General features: G+C 37.1%; 20 protein-coding genes and 1 tRNA gene. 5 read left to right on the forward strand and 16 right to left on the reverse strand.

Translation table 11 applies throughout. From position 1 onward, the window contains the following. Positions 1 to 137 precede the first annotated feature (137 nt). On the forward strand, positions 138 to 1061 hold the full coding sequence (locus ACY2RS_RS05315) for an ABC transporter ATP-binding protein (protein WP_490097585.1): 924 nt from the start codon (positions 138 to 140) through the stop codon (positions 1059 to 1061). Positions 1062 to 1086: 25 nt separating this feature from the next. Here the strand turns inward: ACY2RS_RS05315 and ACY2RS_RS05320 are convergent, their stop codons facing one another. The 9 genes from ACY2RS_RS05320 to pdxA form a co-directional block, all read right to left on the reverse strand. Further along, a complete protein-coding gene (locus ACY2RS_RS05320; protein ID WP_490097586.1) occupies positions 1087 to 1668 on the reverse strand; it encodes a HupE/UreJ family protein in 582 nt (193 codons plus the stop codon). Continuing rightward, positions 1668 to 2126: a 3-oxoacyl-ACP synthase gene (locus ACY2RS_RS05325; protein ID WP_490097587.1), complete on the reverse strand. Its 459-nt coding sequence runs from the start codon at positions 2124 to 2126 to the stop codon at positions 1668 to 1670. Before ACY2RS_RS05325 ends, ACY2RS_RS05320 begins: the two co-directional genes overlap by 1 nt. Next, entirely contained in the window at positions 2126 to 3247 is a 1122-nt protein-coding gene (locus ACY2RS_RS05330; RefSeq protein WP_490097588.1) for an NAD(P)/FAD-dependent oxidoreductase, read from the reverse strand. The genes ACY2RS_RS05325 and ACY2RS_RS05330 overlap by 1 nt, the downstream gene beginning before the upstream one ends. Positions 3248 to 3442: 195 nt before the next feature. Continuing rightward, positions 3443 to 4798 (reverse strand): acetyl-CoA carboxylase biotin carboxylase subunit, encoded by a 1356-nt coding sequence (gene accC / locus ACY2RS_RS05335; protein WP_490097589.1) that lies wholly within the window; start codon positions 4796 to 4798, stop codon positions 3443 to 3445. Positions 4799 to 4869: 71 nt separating this feature from the next. Then, entirely contained in the window at positions 4870 to 5352 is a 483-nt protein-coding gene (accB, locus tag ACY2RS_RS05340; protein ID WP_490097590.1) for an acetyl-CoA carboxylase biotin carboxyl carrier protein, read from the reverse strand. Between the two features lie 36 nt (positions 5353 to 5388). After that, positions 5389 to 6387 carry a beta-ketoacyl-ACP synthase III gene (locus ACY2RS_RS05345; protein WP_490097591.1) on the reverse strand — a complete coding sequence of 333 codons (999 nt, stop codon included), beginning with the start codon at positions 6385 to 6387 and terminating at the stop codon, positions 5389 to 5391. A gap of 182 nt (positions 6388 to 6569) precedes the next feature. Continuing rightward, on the reverse strand, positions 6570 to 6767 hold the full coding sequence (rpmF, locus tag ACY2RS_RS05350) for a 50S ribosomal protein L32 (RefSeq protein ID WP_116694094.1): 198 nt from the start codon (positions 6765 to 6767) through the stop codon (positions 6570 to 6572). 9 nt (positions 6768 to 6776) lie between these two features. Beyond that, on the reverse strand, positions 6777 to 7325 hold the full coding sequence (locus ACY2RS_RS05355) for a YceD family protein (protein ID WP_490097592.1): 549 nt from the start codon (positions 7323 to 7325) through the stop codon (positions 6777 to 6779). Between the two features lie 84 nt (positions 7326 to 7409). Continuing rightward, the gene (pdxA, locus tag ACY2RS_RS05360) at positions 7410 to 8468 is read right to left on the reverse strand and encodes a 4-hydroxythreonine-4-phosphate dehydrogenase PdxA (RefSeq protein ID WP_490097593.1); all 1059 of its coding nucleotides are present in this window, start codon (positions 8466 to 8468) and stop codon (positions 7410 to 7412) included. A 53-nt stretch (positions 8469 to 8521) separates the two neighbouring features. Between pdxA and ACY2RS_RS05365 the strand changes: the two genes are divergently transcribed. After that, the gene (locus tag ACY2RS_RS05365; RefSeq protein WP_490097594.1) at positions 8522 to 9112 is read left to right on the forward strand and encodes a riboflavin synthase; all 591 of its coding nucleotides are present in this window, start codon (positions 8522 to 8524) and stop codon (positions 9110 to 9112) included. On the opposite strand, the gene ACY2RS_RS05370 is transcribed toward ACY2RS_RS05365, so the two are convergent. From ACY2RS_RS05370 to mce, 3 genes are all read right to left on the reverse strand, one after another. Next, on the reverse strand, positions 9093 to 9263 hold the full coding sequence (locus ACY2RS_RS05370; protein ID WP_490097595.1) for a hypothetical protein: 171 nt from the start codon (positions 9261 to 9263) through the stop codon (positions 9093 to 9095). The genes ACY2RS_RS05365 and ACY2RS_RS05370 overlap by 20 nt on opposite strands. 335 nt (positions 9264 to 9598) lie before the next feature. Then, positions 9599 to 9672, reverse strand: a tRNA-Ile gene (locus ACY2RS_RS05375). Positions 9673 to 9727: 55 nt separating this feature from the next. Next, entirely contained in the window at positions 9728 to 10129 is a 402-nt protein-coding gene (gene mce / locus ACY2RS_RS05380) for a methylmalonyl-CoA epimerase (RefSeq protein WP_490097596.1), read from the reverse strand. A 150-nt stretch (positions 10130 to 10279) separates the two neighbouring features. Between mce and rbfA the strand changes: the two genes are divergently transcribed. Further along, the gene (gene rbfA, locus ACY2RS_RS05385; protein WP_490097849.1) at positions 10280 to 10672 is read left to right on the forward strand and encodes a 30S ribosome-binding factor RbfA; all 393 of its coding nucleotides are present in this window, start codon (positions 10280 to 10282) and stop codon (positions 10670 to 10672) included. 3 nt (positions 10673 to 10675) lie between these two features. Continuing rightward, positions 10676 to 11881, forward strand: coding sequence for an ABC transporter permease (locus ACY2RS_RS05390; RefSeq protein ID WP_490097597.1), 1206 nt, complete (start codon positions 10676 to 10678; stop codon positions 11879 to 11881). A gap of 497 nt (positions 11882 to 12378) precedes the next feature. Here ACY2RS_RS05390 and dusB read toward each other — a convergent pair whose 3' ends face one another. Beyond that, positions 12379 to 13371 (reverse strand): tRNA dihydrouridine synthase DusB, encoded by a 993-nt coding sequence (gene dusB / locus ACY2RS_RS05395; RefSeq protein WP_490097598.1) that lies wholly within the window; start codon positions 13369 to 13371, stop codon positions 12379 to 12381. A 95-nt stretch (positions 13372 to 13466) separates the two neighbouring features. Next, the gene (locus ACY2RS_RS05400) at positions 13467 to 15875 is read right to left on the reverse strand and encodes a TonB-dependent receptor domain-containing protein (protein ID WP_490097599.1); all 2409 of its coding nucleotides are present in this window, start codon (positions 15873 to 15875) and stop codon (positions 13467 to 13469) included. 271 nt (positions 15876 to 16146) lie between these two features. Here ACY2RS_RS05400 and lepA point away from each other — a divergent pair, with 271 nt between their 5' ends. Further along, positions 16147 to 17943 (forward strand): translation elongation factor 4, encoded by a 1797-nt coding sequence (gene lepA, locus ACY2RS_RS05405; RefSeq protein ID WP_490097600.1) that lies wholly within the window; start codon positions 16147 to 16149, stop codon positions 17941 to 17943. 46 nt (positions 17944 to 17989) lie between these two features. Here lepA and ACY2RS_RS05410 read toward each other — a convergent pair whose 3' ends face one another. Both ACY2RS_RS05410 and ACY2RS_RS05415 read right to left on the reverse strand, forming a co-directional pair. Further along, positions 17990 to 18247, reverse strand: coding sequence for a hypothetical protein (locus tag ACY2RS_RS05410; RefSeq protein WP_490097601.1), 258 nt, complete (start codon positions 18245 to 18247; stop codon positions 17990 to 17992). A 70-nt stretch (positions 18248 to 18317) separates the two neighbouring features. Further along, positions 18318 to 18542 (reverse strand): hypothetical protein, encoded by a 225-nt coding sequence (locus ACY2RS_RS05415; protein WP_490097602.1) that lies wholly within the window; start codon positions 18540 to 18542, stop codon positions 18318 to 18320. Between the last annotated feature and the right edge of the window lie 44 nt (positions 18543 to 18586).

The following is an 18586-nucleotide window of genomic DNA, read 5'->3' on the forward strand; positions in this document are numbered from 1 at the left end:
TTACAATATGTCTGTTCGAGCGCTCCCGAAATTTCGGGAGAGAACTATTTTGTTTCTTAAACATAAACCTCTCGACTCCGCTCGAGGAAACATGAACTACTAAATGTTTTGTCCAAAAGAAGTTTGGTTTTATAGATATGCTCCATGTAAATATTGAACAGTTTTCGTATCCTAATGCTTCGGAAATTTTAATTCTCGAAGACATTGCTTTTTCATTACAACCTGGTGATCATCTGGCAGTTTTGGGAGAAAGTGGTTGCGGAAAATCTACCTTACTGCACCTTGTTTATGGCTTATTGCATCTAGAACACGGAACGATTCATTGGAAAGATACACCTCTTTTGGGTCCGCAGCACAATCTTGTTCCTGGAGAATTGTTTATGAAATTAGTGGCGCAAGAATTTAATGTGATGCCCTACATTTCGGTCGCCGAAAATATTGCGACACATTTATCCAGAAACGACAAAACAAAAGATGCAGCCCGTGTCTCGGAACTACTCTCTGTAGTCGATTTAGAAGCCTATAAAGACACCAAAGTAAAAAACCTTAGTGGAGGACAAAAACAACGTGTTGCTCTAGCAAAAGCACTTGCAAACACGCCAGAGGTTATTTTATTAGACGAGCCCTTTAGCAACATAGACACCTTTCGAAAAAATAAACTACGACGAAATCTCTATGGCTATTTAAAAGCACATGATATTACGTGTATTACAGCCACCCATGATAGTGATGAGGCACTAGGTTTTGCAGATTCCATTTTAATGCTTCGCCATGGAAAAAAAGAAGCCATGGGAACCCCGCAAGAAATCATTTCGAATCTTTCAACGCCCTATCAAGCAGGGTTTTTTGGGTCGGTTTCACAGCTAGAAAACAAAACGCTGTTACCCCATCAATTGTATATTTCAGAAACAAAAACACCCTATATGGGTACCGTTTCTAACAGTTATTTTAAAGGACATTTTTACGAACTTGAAATAACCACAGATACTGGAATTTTGTATGTGCAGCATCCTATTGCCATTTCTAATAATACAGAAGTATTTGTAGCATTTCGTGAGTAGTTTAAATATCAATTCCTCAAATTCTTTACTGCAATAAGCCCCATAAAATATAAAGGGCACTCAGCATCACAAGTACCGAACACACCACAACAACATGGGTATGTTGTAAGCGTTTGAAGAGATGCAGCAGGATTTGAATACTTCCCAAAAAGACAAGCACAATAAGCAATTGCCCTATTTCAATACCAAGGTTAAAACCTAAAAGTGAGCCAACAATACTATCGCCCTCGAACAGCGACATTTTTAAAAAATTTGAAAAGGCCAAGCCATGAATACATCCAAAAATCAAGACCATTCCGTACAAAAAAGGGTAGTTAATTTTACTAGGCTTATAAACCTTAAAAAGGTTATTAAGACAGGTAATAATAATTGTAATTGGGATTAAAATTTCAATAAAATCTCTAGAAATCGATACTACCTCAAAAATAGAAAGTGCTAAGGTGATACTATGTCCAACCGTAAATGCAGTGATAAGCCAGGCTAGTTTTTTCCATTCTTTCAGACTAAAAAAAACAGTGATCGCTAAAATAAAAAGCATGTGATCTATACCCTCAATATCTAAAATATGAGCAATTCCTTGTTTAAAAAATAGTGTAACTGTTTCCATTAATCGACGCTAACAATTGTATAGTTGGTGTCTCGAAAGACAAATGAATCTCCAGCTTGTTTCCCAAAGATTAATTTACCAATGGGGGTTTGTAAGCCAATACAAAAATAGTCGCAATTCTCAATCTGCATAACACCCAAAGAAATACTTAAAAAAAAAGTGCCTTGATTGGAGGTAACAAGACTTCCCAAATGTGCTGTGTTTGACCTATGACTCACATTAATTTTAAATAAGACAGCTTGAATTTTTTCGATCTCTAGTAAACGTTCTCCTGCCTGTTCTCTTTCTAGCTGAAGCATGGCTCTTGTGGTTTCATGCTTATCGCCAGCACTACTTTTTGTAGCGTCATTTAGGGATGCAACAATGCCCTTAATTTTATCTTGTACCACAGCATACTTAGCCGCTAATTGATCTTCACAGGCTTGGTATAAGGCCTGTTTTGTTTGAAGTACTTTCATTACTTTGAAGTTGCTAATTGAGCTAACTCTTTTCCAATACTACTGCCAATAGCAACGCCCATACCTCCTAATCGAACGCCACAAAAGACATTAGGCTTTGTTTGCTTTACAATAGGCTTCTTTTGGGCACCTACTCCCATGATTCCACTCCATCGGCTGTCTATTTCAAACGGAGTATTTGGTAATATGGTCTCTTTTAAAAGAGTTTCCAAATGTTCTTGCACTCGTTTGGTGAGTCCCATTGCTGTAGTATTTTCTGTCTTAAAATCTAAGTTTCTACCGCCTCCAAACAAAATTCTATTATTGATATTCCTGAAATAATAGTAGCCACAATCCAAATGAAAGGTTCCTTTTATTTGAAGATCCTTAATCGGTTTGGTCACCAATACCTGAGCTCTTGCTGGTTCTACATTTTCTGCCAATAATTGTTGGGCAAAGCCATTGGTGGCAATACATATTTTTTTTGCTGAAATATCCATCCCATTACAATGTAAAACAGGGATCGTATCTCCTTCGGAAATGTTAGTTACCTCAGCATTGTTTAAAATTAAAATACCTGCTGAGACTGCCTTTTGAAGTAAGGCTTGCATCATCTTCCCGGTGTCTATTTGACCCTCAAAACGATTAAAAATAGCTTTGGGAGCTACCTTCTCAAACCCAAAAGGAGTGTCGACTACCGAAAATACATTGGCATTAAAAATAGGAAACAACAAGGTATTGATCGTGTCTAATTGTTCTAAACAGGTTTTTAGGAGTGTTTCATCTGTTTCAGGGAAAAGCTCATACCCGCCCCACTCATTGTAATCAATTACAGTATCGCCAAGGGTTTCTCGAAGTGCCTTTAACCCTTCTAATCGTTGTGAAACCAGTGCTACTACTTCGGCTTCTGTATGTGTTTTTAGGTCAGCTAATATTTCAGAAATACTTCCAAAGCAAGCAAAGCCAGCATTTTTGGTGCTTGCTCCGCTTGGCAACATGCCCTTTTCAAAAACAACTATTTTAGCTTCTGGGTGTTCTATTCTTACCTGTAAAGCACAACTAAGACCCACAATACCACTGCCAATAATAGCGTAATCTAGGTTTGTAAACCATGTTTGTTGTTCCCAATAAGAGAGGTTCATGTGTCTAAAATTTCCGAAGTAGTTATAAAGAACAATATAATTAAAAATAGGTTATCTCCCGAAATTTCGGGAGCGCTCAACCAGACCAAATTTATTAGCTGTTCTGCAATAAAAAAGCACCAATTTAAAAAAAATTGATGCTCTATTATAAAATCATGAACGCTGCAAACTACAAAGCCCACTGAATACTAGTTTTTACTCCTCCTCTTCAGGTTCGTTCATTTTCCAAGTATCCATAAATGCCGTGGTGTAGTTACCCGACACATAATCTGGATGATCCATTAACTGACGGTGAAAAGGAATGGTTGTTTTAATTCCTTCGATCACGAACTCATCTAAGGCACGCTTCATTTTATTAATAGCTTCTTCACGTGTTTGCGCTGTTGTTATCAACTTTGCAATCATAGAATCGTAGTTAGGCGGAATAGAATATCCAGCATACACATGCGTATCTAAACGAACTCCATGTCCTCCCGGCGCGTGTAGTGTTGTAATTCTACCCGGTGAAGGTCTAAAGTCGTTATACGGATCTTCTGCGTTAATACGACACTCAATAGAATGTAAAGAAGGGTAGTAATTTTTACCAGAAATGGCAACTCCTGCAGCCACTAAGATTTGCTCACGAATTAAATCGTGATCTACCACTTGTTCTGTGATAGGGTGCTCTACTTGGATACGCGTATTCATTTCCATGAAGTAGAAGTTGCGATGCTTATCTACTAAGAATTCTACCGTTCCAGCACCTTCGTATTTAATATACTCGGCAGCTTTTACAGCAGCTTCTCCCATTTTTTCACGAAGTTCATCGGTCATAAACGGACTAGGCGTTTCTTCTGTTAGTTTTTGGTGGCGACGTTGTACAGAACAGTCACGTTCACTTAAGTGACATGCTTTCCCGTTACTATCTCCAACTACTTGAATTTCGATATGGCGAGGCTCTTCAATAAGCTTTTCCATATACATATCGTCGTTTCCAAAAGCAGCTTTACTTTCTTGTCTAGCAGATTCCCATGCGTCTTGCAGGTCTTCTTCTTTCCATACAGCACGCATTCCTTTTCCACCACCACCAGCACTTGCTTTAAGCATTACTGGATAGCCAGTTTCTTTGGCTATTTTTTTGCAATCTGCAAATGTTTCAATAATTCCTTCACTACCAGGAACGCAAGGCACTCCTGCCGCAATCATGGTTGACTTTGCATTTGCTTTATCTCCCATTCTATCAATCATTTCTGGAGAGGCACCAATAAACTTAATGTTGTGCTCGCCACAAATTTTTGAGAATTTAGCATTTTCAGAAAGGAATCCGTATCCAGGGTGAATGGCATCTGCATTTGTAATTTCGGCAGCTGCAATAATGTTACTCATTTTTAAGTAGCTTTCACTACTTGGAGCTGGTCCAATACAAACAGCTTCGTCTGCAAACTTTACGTGCAAACTTTCTTCATCGGCTTTACTGTAAACAGCTACTGTTTTTATGCCCATTTCTCTACAGGTACGTATTACACGAAGTGCAATTTCCCCTCGATTGGCAATCAATATTTTTTTAAACATATTTTTTTGCTTTACAATTAAAATAACGCTTCTCTTATTCTTTTATTAAAGGATGAGATTCGAAACTTAAATTACGATGGGTCTACTAAGAATAACGGTTGATCGAATTCTACTGGAGACGCATCGTCTACCAATATTTTTACGATTTTTCCAGAAACTTCACTTTCAATTTCGTTGAAAAGTTTCATTGCTTCGATCACACATAGTACATCTCCTTCTGCAATACTAGAACCTACCTCAACAAACATAGGCTTGTCTGGTGAAGGCTTGCGGTAAAAAGTACCAATAATAGGCGATTTTACGGTAATGTATTTAGCATCGTCATTGCTTTCTGCAGGAGCAGCGGCTTCGGCAGCAGGTGCAGCAGCGACAGGCGCAGGCGCAGCAGCGGGTGCAGCAGCCATTTGAGGAACCTGTTGGATATAGGTAGTTTCACCTTTGCTATGATCTCCCGTTCTAATGGTAATTTTAACGTCTTCCATTTCAAGTTTTACTTCACTAGCGCCAGACTTGGCTACAAACTTGATTAAATTTTGAATGTCTTTTATTTCCATGTTATACTAATTTTAGAATACTTGTTGTTGGTTTTATTATTTTGGATCGTAGGCCCATTTTACATAAACAGACCCCCAAGTAAAGCCTCCTCCAAAAGAGGCAAAGACAAGGTTGTCTCCTTTTTTAAGTTGTTTTTCATAATCGTGCAAACACAAAGGAAGTGTTGCAGATGTGGTATTTCCATAGCGATGTATGTTTAACATCACTTTATCTTCTGGTAAATTCATTCTTCTTGACGTAGCATCGATGATACGTTTGTTGGCTTGGTGTGGTACCAACCATTGAACATCTTCTCCTGTCAAGTTATTGCGTTTCATTATTTTTTCTGAAACATCTGCCATGTTTGAAACAGCAAATTTAAAGACTGTTTTTCCATCTTGGAAAACATAATGTTGTTTGTTGGTTACGGTCTCTTCTGAAGGAGGTAAAATAGAACCTCCAGCATCGATTTTAAGACTCTGCCTTCCTATCCCATCAGAACGTAATATTTCGTCTTGAACACCAAAACCTTCTGTATTGGGCTCAAATAAAACAGCACCAGCGCCATCTCCAAAGATGATACACGTGGTGCGGTCTGTATAGTCTATAATTGATGACATTTTATCTGCACCAATGAGTAGTACTTTTTTATAGCGTCCAGATTCAATGTATTTGGCTGCAGTAGACATTCCATATAAGAAACTAGAGCAGGCTGCAACTAGATCATATGAAAAAGCGTTTACGGCTCCAATTTGAGAGGCTACGTAAACGCCGGTTGATGCTACGGGCATATCTGGTGTGGCAGTTGCCATAATCACCATGTCAATATCTTCTGGGTTGGTATTACTTTTAGAAAGGAGTTCTTGGGCGGCTTTGATAGCCATAAAAGAGGTTCCTTGGCCTTCTTCTTTAAGAATTCGGCGTTCTTTAATTCCTGTGCGCGAGGTAATCCATTCGTCGTTGGTGTCTACCATAGTTTCCAGTATTTTGTTTGTTAAAACATAGTCCGGAACATAGCCTCCAACAGCGGTGATTGCAGCAGTAATGGTACTCATAGAATTTATTTAAATTCAGCAAAAAGAGGGAAAACCTCTCTAAAAAGCACGAAAAGTAGTGAATTTTAATCAAAAAAAAGTCTTTTTTAACTTTTTTGATGACAACTAAAATTTCAGCAAACAAAAAACTCCCACAGCTTGTGAGAGTTTTCTGTATATTCTGTATGAAACTAAATAAAAGCCTATGCTTCTACTTCTTCAACAGCGTCGATTACGATCTGTCCACGGTAGTATAATTTACCTTCATGCCAGTGCGCTCTGTGGTATAAGTGTGCTTCTCCTGTTGTAGGATCTGTAGCAATTTGCGGTGCAGTTGCTTTGTAATGTGTTCTTCTTTTATCTCTTCTAGTTTTCGAGATTTTTCTCTTAGGATGTGCCATTACGCTCTATTATTTATCGTTTAATAATTTTTTTAATGAATCCCATCTTGGATCTGTTGCTCCTTCTTGGGTTTCTGCTCTATTTTCTTTGGGTGCCTTTGGGCTTAATTCTTCAAGTTTGTCAAGTATATCACTCTGCAAGGTTCCATCTTCAACACCAGGATGTACTCTTCTACTAGGCAAACTTAAAATAAAAGACTCATATATGTATTGTTGAATGTTTACTTCATAACTTCCATGTGGAATAATTAGAAGGTCTTCATTCTCATCGTTATACTCATCTCCAAACTTTACTATAAAGTGATAGTTTCCTTCAAGCGCTTGGTTAAAAGGCTCGTTTGTGACATCACAATTTACATTTACAGTACCTGCGTAGGTTAATGTAAATTCCATAAAGGTTGATTTCTTGTCTAGTAGTACATCAAGGGTAATGGTTGCATCATTAAACTCATCGTACTCAAAATGCTCAAAGAACGTATTTTTTATACTATGATTAAAGTGGTGCTCTCCAAGCTTCAACCCTACAAAAGGGATTGTAAATTCTTTCAAATCTCTCATAATCACACCAAATTTACATCATCGCCTTACGAGTAAAGCGGGTGCAAAGATAAAAAATTATTTGATTTGCAAATTATTTTATCACTACTTTTTTACAAAGGGTTTGCGCTTGCTAATTTTTAAGGGATTTTCTGAAGCAATTAAGTAATCTCTACGGGTTTTAAAAATGCGTATAGCATTAAAAACAGCTGCTCTAAATGAGGTGAAGTCTGCCTTATTAGTTCCAGCAATATCGTAGGCTGTACCGTGATCTGGCGAGGTTCTTATTTTATGTAGTCCCGCTGTATAATTTACTCCAGAACCAAAAGCCAAGGTTTTAAAAGGAACAAGACCTTGATCGTGATACGATGCAATAATCACATCAAAATTCTTGTAATTTCCTGTTCCAAAAAAACTATCTGCGGCATAAGGCCCAAAAACAGTCTTACCATTGTTCCTCAAATTGTCTAAAGTGGGGCGCATAATCGTATCATCTTCTTTCCCAATCACACCATTATCTCCTGTATGCGGATTTATACCTAACACAGCAATTTTTGGTTTTGAAATTCCAAAGTCTTGTACCAATGTTTTATGAATGGTATTAATTTTCTTTTCGATAAGCTCTCTAGTAATGGTTGCTGAAATATCCTTCACCGCAACATGGTCTGTTAAAAGGCCAACTCGTAAAGTGTCTGAGATCATTAACATCAAACTATCGCCCTCTAGTTCCTGATTTAAATAGTCTGTATGTCCAGGGAAATTGAATGATTCTGACTGTATATTCGATTTATTAATAGGCGCTGTAACCAACACGTCAATGGCACTTTCTTTTAACGCAGTAACCGCAGCTTCTAAAGATTTTATGGCAAAGGCTCCAATTTCTGAGTCCTCTTTTCCAAAATTAATCTGCACAGGTTCCTTCCAAACATTTAAAACGTTTATTTTTTTATGTACTATTTTATCTAAAGAATCTATTCCGTGCAAGCTAACATTCATGTCGTATTGCTTTTTAAAAAAAGACATCAGTTTTACAGAAGCAAAAATAACAGGAGTACAAAACTCTAACATTCTTGAGTCTTGAAATGTTTTGAGTACAATCTCACTGCCAATACCATTTAAGTCACCAATTGAGATTCCTACTATTATTTTATCTTGATTACTCATATGGGTCGTTTCTTTATCGTTATTTTTGTAGTACAAATGTAACCAAATTACTCATGTTTACAGGAATAATTGAATCCTTAGGAAAAATAAAATCGCTTACTACTGAAGGCGACAATCTACATATTGAAGTAGAAAGCACCCTCACGCCAGCGTTAAAAATTGACCAAAGTGTGGCACACAATGGGGTGTGTCTTACTGTGGTATCACTAACAGAAACCACCTATACCGTAACAGCTATTAAAGAAACACTAGATAAGACCGCTATTGGCATCTTAGAAATTGGAGCTATTGTAAATTTAGAGCGAGCTATGAAACTTGGCGATAGGTTAGATGGTCATATTGTACAAGGACACGTAGACCAGATAGCTACCTGTATTGCTATTCAAGAAGAAAATGGAAGTTGGGTATTCACGTTTCAATACGATGCAAGTCTAAACAATATTACTATCGAAAAAGGGTCTGCTACAGTAAATGGGGTAAGTCTTACCGTTGTAAATTCTAAGCCAAACGAATTTAGTGTTGCTATTATACCCTATACCTATGAGCACACAAACTTTCATACCTTTAAAACAGGTACTTTGGTAAATCTAGAGTTTGATGTAATTGGAAAATACGTAAAACGTATTACTGAGGGCTACTTGTAGTTGCTTTATTTTTGTATGCTACATATATACCGTATATAATTGCAGCTACCATTAAAACAATAATATTATCGTCGATAGGTAATTCTGGAAGTGTTGGGCCTTTTGTAGGTTCGGGTGGGCCTTGACCGACCGAAGAGGTCTGTCCAAGCATAGGTGTGGCTGTAACAAAAAGGCACACTAGGTGTATTATTTTAACGATTTGGGGTCGCATATGGGTGGCTAAATTACTATTTTTTTTAAGAAATCACATAAAAAATAAAATTTTTTCAACAATTTGTTAACGATGATCGACAAATATTGTCGACGAAATTCGTTTTTTGTCGTTGAAGCGCTCTTTTTGGTGAGTTTCTAAAAAAAATAAATTAGGTTTGTATTGCTAACGTTAATCTCTAAAAAAAATTTCATTCCTATTTGTAAGAAATCATTACAATCTCCTTATGAATAGAAAAAAGACTTCAAAAAAAATGAAGTCTCTTTACATAAAAGTGGTCCCACATGGACTCGAACCATGGACCACCTGATTATGAGTCAGGTGCTCTAACCAACTGAGCTATAGGACCGGTAATCTGCGTGCAAAAGTAATACGATTTAAAATCTAAACAAACTTTTTTTTACTTAATTACGCTCTTGACAAAGTTCTACTAAAACACCATTACTAGATTTTGGATGTAAAAATGCCACCCACTTATTATCGGCTCCCATTTTTGGCGCTTCATTTAAAACAACAAAACCCTCACCTTTAAGACGTTGTATTTCACTTTTTATATCATCTACCGCAAAGGCAATATGGTGCACGCCTTCGCCTTTTTTGTCAATAAATTTTGCAATAGGGCTATCGGGACGTGTGGCCTCCAATAATTCTATCTTGCTTTCTCCGCAAGTAAAAAAAGAGGTGTTTACGCCCTCTCCAGCAACTTCTTCTGTTTTATAATGCTCGTAGCCTAATAGCTTGCTATAAATCTCGTTAGCGGCTTCTAGGTTTTTTACCGCAATTCCTATGTGTTCTATTTTTTTCATAATCTCTGTTTTTTCTTCTGAAATATTCGTGCTCTTCATTCTTTTAAAACATTAAATGATGTCTAACATTTCAGAAACTGGTCAAAAATAACAATTACCCAACAACCAAAATAGTTGCAATATCATTAATTGTAGTACTTTTGCCCCATGATAGAAAGTAACAGACAGAAAAAAATTGCTGGAGTGCTCCAAGAGGACCTAGCTAAAGTATTACAAAACAAGTTACGTGAAGCTGGACAATCTGGAATTTTAATTTCGGTAAGTAAAGTAAACGTAACCACCGATTTGTCGATTGCGAAAGTGTATGTAAGCATTTTTCCTTCTACAAATGCTACAGAAATTACTGAAGAACTCAATAGTATTAAACCAAGTATTAAACACGAAATTGCACAATTAACAAAACACCAATTGCGTAGAATGCCGGAGCTTACCTTTTTTAATGACGACTCCTTAGATTACATTGAAAAAATAGAAGACGCAGTGAAAGGCGAAGAAAACCCTATTGAAAATCCAGAGCTATTACCCAAAAGAAGAAAATCGTAACACGTGAATGTATCGCTGTACATCGCTAAGCGATATCTCTTTTCATCCAGCAGTAGTAACGCCATAAATATTATTACCGTCATTGCTGCCACAGGGGTTGTGGTAGGAGCTTTAGTATTGTTTATTGTGCTTTCTGGCTTTTCTGGATTAAAAGACTACAGCCTTCAATACACCAATATTTTTGACAGCGATTTAAAAGTATACCCTGCAGCTGGTAAGACGATTACATTTACAGAGGCTCAAAAACAACAACTCGCCGACCTTCCAGAAATTGAAGCCTTTTCTCAAATAATAGAAGAGCGTGTACTCATTCAGTTCAAGGGTAAAAATGACATGGCCTATATTAAAGGTGTCGACGAGCAATACGATTTTGTAAACCCAACCGATAGCATTCTTATTTCAGAAACATGGATGGTTCCAGATCGTAATGAAGTTGTAATAGGATATGGAACTTCTCACAAACTAAGCTTAGGCGCTAGAGATTATAGTAGTTTGTTAGAGTTGTTTGTTCCTAAACCAGGCATCGGACAAATTGATGCCTTAAATCCTTCAAAAGATTTTAGCAAAGAAAGCGCTGTGGTATCGGGAATTTACTTCGTAAATGAAGAGCTTAACAGCAAGTACGTTTTTAGTGACCTCAACTTTGCAAGGCGCTTGTTGAGTATGGATAGCACTAAAATTTCGGCATTAGAAATAAAACTAAGTCCAAATGCTTCTGAAACCGAAACCAAAGAAAAATTACTTACCATTTTTGGAGAAGAAGTACTTGTAAAAACCCGCATTCAACAAAATGACGCTTTGTATAAAATGCTCAATACCGAAAACGTAGCCGTATACCTTATTTGTACGCTGGTTATGATTATTGCACTTTTTAATGTTATTGGCGCGATTATTATGATGATTCTAGACAAGCGCAAAAACATTAAAACCTTATTTAATATAGGCGCTACTGTGAAAGATATTCGTAACATATTTTTCTTGCAAGGCGCATTAATGACCTTTTGGGGCGGTCTTTTAGGCATTACCATAGGAGTTATAGTAGTATGGTTGCAAGTACAATTTCAATTTTTGTACATCACCCCCAACCTTCCCTATCCAGTTAAATTATTAGGCAGCAATGTTGTTATTGTATTTTTAACTATTTCCATTTTAGGCTTGGTAGCGGCTAGAATTGCAGCAAGTAGGGTGCGAGAACAGTTGCTAACTTAATACGTTTCAAGCTAATTTTAAAAGAAAATAAAAAATGGAGAAGAGAGCTATTCTCAAAATTGGAATTTCAAGCATTCTTTGCTATCTGATATTCAAAAAAATCTACTTAACCCTGAATTCAATCTTGCTTTGGACACATGTAACTTTAGGCCCTCTAAACGATGCACTGTTAATTACATTAGGTTTAATTTGTGGTTTGTTATCATTTCTGATATTAATACTACTCTACCATCTTTTTTTAAAGGATAAAATACCAACAAAATTAGACGTTATTATACTTCTTTGTGTCACAGTAGTTTTGACTCTACTCATAACTTTATTGAATTGGTCTTATGGAAATTATTTAGCAGAAATAGAATTGCATGATTTTAACACAAAATATCTTTTTCATTTTAAATGGTCAAAAGTAATGGACTTATTTTTTCCTATTTTGGCTCTCCTTTATTTTTTATTGCAATTATATAAAAACAAACCTCTTTTGAAAACTAAATAAATAGCTACACAAACTGAAAATCTCCAAATTTTTCTAAGACCTCATCAAAGGCAGCAAATACATCTTCGCTGTGATCACTGGTGACCATTTTCATGCGGTATTCTTTGAAGTGTGGAATGCCCTTAAAATAATTAGTATAGTGTCTTCTGGTTTCGAAAACACCCAAGGTTTCCCCTTTCCAATCTATCGACATCTGTAAGTGACGTCTTGCTGCTTCTACACGTTCTTGCATGGTGGGAGGTGCTGCATGTGTACCTGTTTCAAAAAAGTGCTTCACTTCTTTAAAAAACCACGGATATCCAATACTTGCACGGCCTATCATTGCGCCGTCTAGTCCAAATTCATCGCGCATCAACATGGCTTTTTCTGGACTATCTACATCTCCATTTCCAAACACAGGAATGTGCATGCGTTGGTTGTTTTTTACTTCGGCTATAGGATGCCAATTGGCTTCCCCTTTATACATCTGTGCCCGAGTTCTACCATGAATAGAAATTGCTTTACAGCCTACATCCTGCAAGCGCTCTGCAACTTCCACAATTCTAATGGAACTATCATCCCAACCTAAACGAGTCTTTACAGTTACAGGCAATTTGGTGTGATTCACCATGGCTTCTGTTAATTCGACCATTAAATCGATGTCTTTTAAAATTCCTGCACCCGCACCTTTACTCACTACTTTCTTTACAGGACAGCCAAAATTAATGTCTATAATGTCTGGACCACTTGCTTCTACAATTTCGACACTTCGAAGCATCGATTCTTTTACGGCACCAAAAATTTGAATCCCAACAGGACGTTCTTTTTCATAGATGTCTAGCTTCATGACACTTTTGGCAGCATCTCGTATAAGTCCTTCGCTGGAGATAAACTCTGTATACACCACATCTGCTCCTTGTTCTTTACACAAAGCTCTAAATGGGGGATCACTTACATCCTCCATAGGTGCCAATAATAAAGGGAATTCTCCAACGTCTATGTCTCCAATTTTTGCCATATATAATACCCAAAAGAATGGGTTTTTAAAGATTCAATACTGCTGCAAAAATAGTAAAATTATATACCGAAATTTTAAAAGCCTTCCAATTGCTTTTATTTCAATCGATCGCCTTCATCTATGGAGGTGCTTCTATTGTTGTCTCGAAGTCTAGCATTTCCGAAGTTATAGGTAAAACCAATTCTAAACAAACGAGATTCAATTCTCGCAAAATAACTATTGTCTTGATTTAGATATCGGGAACGCACAGGAATATTATTAGTATTAAAAATGTCATCTATTCCCAAGCTAATACTTGCTTTATTATCCCACAATTTTTTACGCACAGAAGCCGAAAGATTGAATTGATTTTTATAGCTATACGAACCAAATATAAGGTTTGAAATGTACAAGGCTGTGACATCGCTTGTAAGACCTAATGGCTCAGAAAGAGTGAGTCCACTGTACATTTGTCCGTAAAATCCGTAGGTGTTCACTGTTGCAGTTTCCTGACTGCTTTGTTGTGCAAAAAATTCATTTTCGATAAAAAACCCAGAAGTGACCACCTGCAAATACCACCAAGAAGCAAGTGGTTTTGCAAATACTAAATCTAGACTGTATTGGTATTCCTCAACTAAGTTGGCGTCTATATTTTGTAATACTCTTGTGGTGTTATTCTGAAATCTTAGTTCCTCCAAAGGGTTTTCAACATGCCAATAGTAGGCTTCTAAAAACCAAGTGTTTTTATAGGTATAACTTAGGGTATATTTTGTGTCGATTGCGGGAACTAGGTTTGGGTTTCCATCATTAAAGTTGTTCTCGTTTATAAAATACCTAAAAGGATTTAAACTCTCATACCTTGGCCTTGTAATAGATCGAGCATAGCTTATGCCAAAACTATTATTGTCGTTGGCACTGTATTCTAAGGAAAGATTTGGAAAGAATTCGAAATAGCTTTGTGTATTTACAAGCCCTAATGTTCTTGAATCTCCGGTAACATCGGTCTGTTCGCCTCGAAGTCCCAATTGCAAACTCCATTTTTTCCAGTCTTTTGCGTAGCTCACATACCCAGCAAAAATGCCTTCTTCATAAGTAAAAGCATCCGAAAGGCTAGTATTAAGGGTTGCACCCTCTATGGTGAGGTCAAAAAAATCAAGTCCGCTATCGGTGATAATGCTGCTGTATTTTGCACCTGTTTCTAGCGTTCCATCAAAAGCAGGGATTGTGAAATCTAACTGACTTGTGGCAATGTTACTATCTTGCACTCCTTTGGTGAAAAAATTATTGCTTCGTATGGGGTCACCATTTGGCGAAAAATAATTTGTAGCTACTTCTTGGTTTCTGTCGGCTTCATACACAATGTAATTGGCATCAAGCACTACTTGAGCGCCAGCATCACTTAATTTCCAAGTATGATTTAAATTAAACGACAGGTTCTTGGTATCTCTTTTTGAATTACTTCCCGTAGTAAACGTAGAGTCTAATTGCTGTTGCGCATTGTTGTTGATGGATAAGGCGTCATTACGATACCGTACATTTGGAGATACAAAAACATTCGCGCTCAATCCAAAAGCATGATTTTCATTTGCAGTAACATCTAGTACAACATTTCCTTGGTGTGCATTGCTTCTGGTTTCTCTGGTGAATAATGAGTTTCTAAATCCGCTGGTAGTAACTTCATCTGGTTCAAAAAAACGGGTATTGTTATCGTCTTCTTTAAACTCTTTTCTAGGAGAAAAAGAATAACTTCCATAAGCGTTTAACCAATCATTTTTATAGAAATGCGCTGTTCCCACACGGTACTTTGCATAGATTGCTTGTTCATAGGTGCCGTTAACAGACCCTTTATACCCAACCGCAATAGCTCTTGTGGTGGTAATATTAATAACCGTTCCAGCTTCTGCATCGTATTTTGAAGAAGGATTGGTGAGCACCTCAACAGATCTAATAAGCGTTGCATCTGTACTTCTTAATAAAGACAACGTTTCTTCTGCAGATAAATACACGCGTTTGTTGTTGATGTAAATAACAGGAGTATTGTTTTTTACTGAAATTCCCTGTTCCGACACCACAACTCCGGGGGTTCGTTTTAGAACGTCCATGGTGTTTCCAGTAGCAACGGACGTATTTTCTACATTAAATATCAATCTTCCAGGTCCTTTTTGAATGGTAGGTCTCTTAGCAGTAATGACAGCTTCATCAAGGGTTTCAGAACTTTCTATAAGCACTATCATTCCAAGGTTTGTGTTTTTGGTGAGTGTTATTTGTTTCGTATGTGTTTCAAAGCCTAAAAAGCGAATGCTTACTTGGTAGGTTGCAGCAGCAAGATTTGAGATACTAAAATTTCCGAAGTCATCTGTAGTAGTACCTTGGGTAGATAAAAACTCAGTAGCGCTGCTAGGTGTAGCCACTTCTTGAACCAACACAGTGACAAAAGAAATGGGCGCGTCATTTTTGTCAACTACAGTTCCGCTAAGAGCGTTTTGCTGAGCATACATGGCAAGGGGAGTAATTGCTAGAAGCAATAGCCATTTTTTAATCATGACAATAAAATTACTTGATGTAAAACACCAAGGAGAGGTTAGTTTGTTGAAATTTCTAGCTAATAATACGTGGGTTGCTAAAAATCATTAGGTTATTACTACAAAGATGTCGAATTATCTGTAAACTAATTCGTACAACATCAGAAATTCGATTAAAAGTAAAAATGTGTACATGAGCTGCTTTTGTGGTATCTTTGCATCCTAAAATTTGCTTGAAATTCTTGCAAATTATAGTTTCGAAACAGCGCGCTACATGAAGAACATTCGCAATTTTTGCATTATTGCCCATATTGATCACGGTAAAAGTACCTTGGCAGATAGATTACTAGGCGCCACAGGTGCGGTTACAGAACGTGAATCTCAAGCACAATTACTTGATAACATGGACCTGGAACGTGAACGTGGTATTACCATTAAAAGTCACGCCATCCAAATGAATTACACCTACAAAGGTGAGGAGTATGTTTTAAATTTAATTGACACGCCTGGCCATGTAGATTTCTCTTATGAAGTATCAAGATCTATCGCTGCCTGCGAGGGTGCTTTACTCGTTGTTGATGCTGCGCAAAGTATCCAGGCACAAACCATTTCTAACTTGTATCTTGCCTTAGAGAATGATTTAGAAATCATCCCAGTGCTAAATAAAGTAGATTTACCTTCTGCAAATCCAGAAGAAGTAACCGATGATATTGTAGACCTATTAGGTTGTGATGCCGAAGAGGTAATTCCTGCCAGTGCCAAAACAGGTATTGGTATTACTGAAATATTAGAAGCCATTATTGAGCGCGTTCCTGCGCCAAAAGGGTCTAAAGATGAATCGTTGCAAGCACTTATTTTTGATTCGGTGTACAACCCATTTAGAGGTGTTGAAACTTATTTTAGAATCTTAAACGGAGAAATTACAAAGGGACAACACATAAAGTTTATGGCCACTGGCAAAACCTACTATGCCGATGAAGTTGGAACGCTAAATTTAACGCAAACTCCTAAAAAAGTCATTTCTACTGGAGATGTGGGCTACCTTATTACAGGTATTAAAGAAGCAAAAGAAGTAAAAGTAGGTGATACCATTACCGATGCTAAATCGCCAACTACCAATATGATTGAAGGGTTTGAGGATGTAAAACCTATGGTATTTGCTGGAATTTACCCTGTAGACACTGAAGACTATGAAGAATTGCGTGCTTCTATGGAAAAACTACAGCTTAATGATGCTTCTTTAGTCTTTGTTCCAGAAAGCTCTGCAGCCTTAGGATTTGGTTTTAGATGTGGATTCTTAGGAATGCTACACCTTGAAATTATCCAGGAACGATTGGAACGTGAATTTAATATGACCGTTATTACTACGGTTCCTAATGTATCTTATAACGCCTATACCAATAGAGAACCAGACGAGCTTATTTTGGTAAACAATCCAAGTGATTTACCTGATCCTTCTAGGCTAAACCGTATGGAAGAACCTTACATTAAGGCTACCATTATTACCAAATCAGATTTTGTAGGACCCGTAATGTCTTTGTGTATTGAAAAACGCGGACAAATTACCAACCAAACCTATTTAACCACAGAGCGTGTCGAGTTAACCTTTGACATGCCTTTGGCAGAAATTGTATTTGATTTTTACGATAGGTTAAAAACAGTCTCAAAAGGATATGCTTCTTTTGACTATGCCCCTATTGGAATGCGTGAGTCTAAACTAGTAAAGGTAGATGTCTTATTAAACGGTAATATTGTAGATGCCTTGTCTGCATTATTACATCAAGACAATGCTTATGATATAGGTAAGAAAATGTGTGAGAAATTACGTCAACTTATCCCAAGACAACAATTTGACATTCCAATACAAGCAGCTATTGGTGCTAAAATTATTTCTCGTGAAACGGTAAAAGCCTTGCGTAAAGATGTTACAGCAAAATGTTATGGAGGAGATATTTCTCGAAAGCGTAAATTACTTGAGAAGCAGAAAAAAGGGAAGAAACGTATGCGCCAAGTTGGAAATGTAGAAATTCCACAAGAAGCATTTATGGCTGTATTAAAACTAAACGATTAAAAAAAGGCGCTCAGATGAGCGCCTTTTTATATATTTTTCAAACATTCTAGTTACATGGTAATGCATCTAAAATTGCTTGTGAACTTGTTTGGTTAGAACCAGCACATCCACTATTAATGTAAGTCAATAAAGAAGATCTGTAAGATTCACAGTTTGCAGTTGACGGATCTTGAGAATATGCTTGTGCTGCGGCTGTTAGGTTTGCAGTTGCTGTTACACAATCTGTTGTTCCACCATCATCGTCACTTCCACAAGAAGTGAATGCGAATGCAGCAAAGGCTGCTGCGAAAAGTACTTTTTTCATATTGTTTGTTTTATGTTGTGTTTCAAATATACCACAAAACAATGGTTGTTGGCTGCAATGTATCGAAGTTTTACTCTCCACAGGTAGCGCCTGCTGCTTGCAAGTCTTGAATGTATACACTATAAGAGGTATTGGTGTCTTCTCCATTTACGGAAGCATTTCCATTGCTTTCTTCACATACAGTAAATGCTATGGTTTGAGTAGAGTTACAGGTCACACAAGATCTATCGTCATCATCTCCGCAGGAAGTGAGACTTATAAGTATTGCAACAGCAAAAAGGAAATAATAGTTCATAAACAACTTTTTCTGCATTGAAAACGAAAGAAAAGAGGGAATAT

It is taken from the genome of Patiriisocius sp. 208BN25-11, assembly GCF_058147145.1.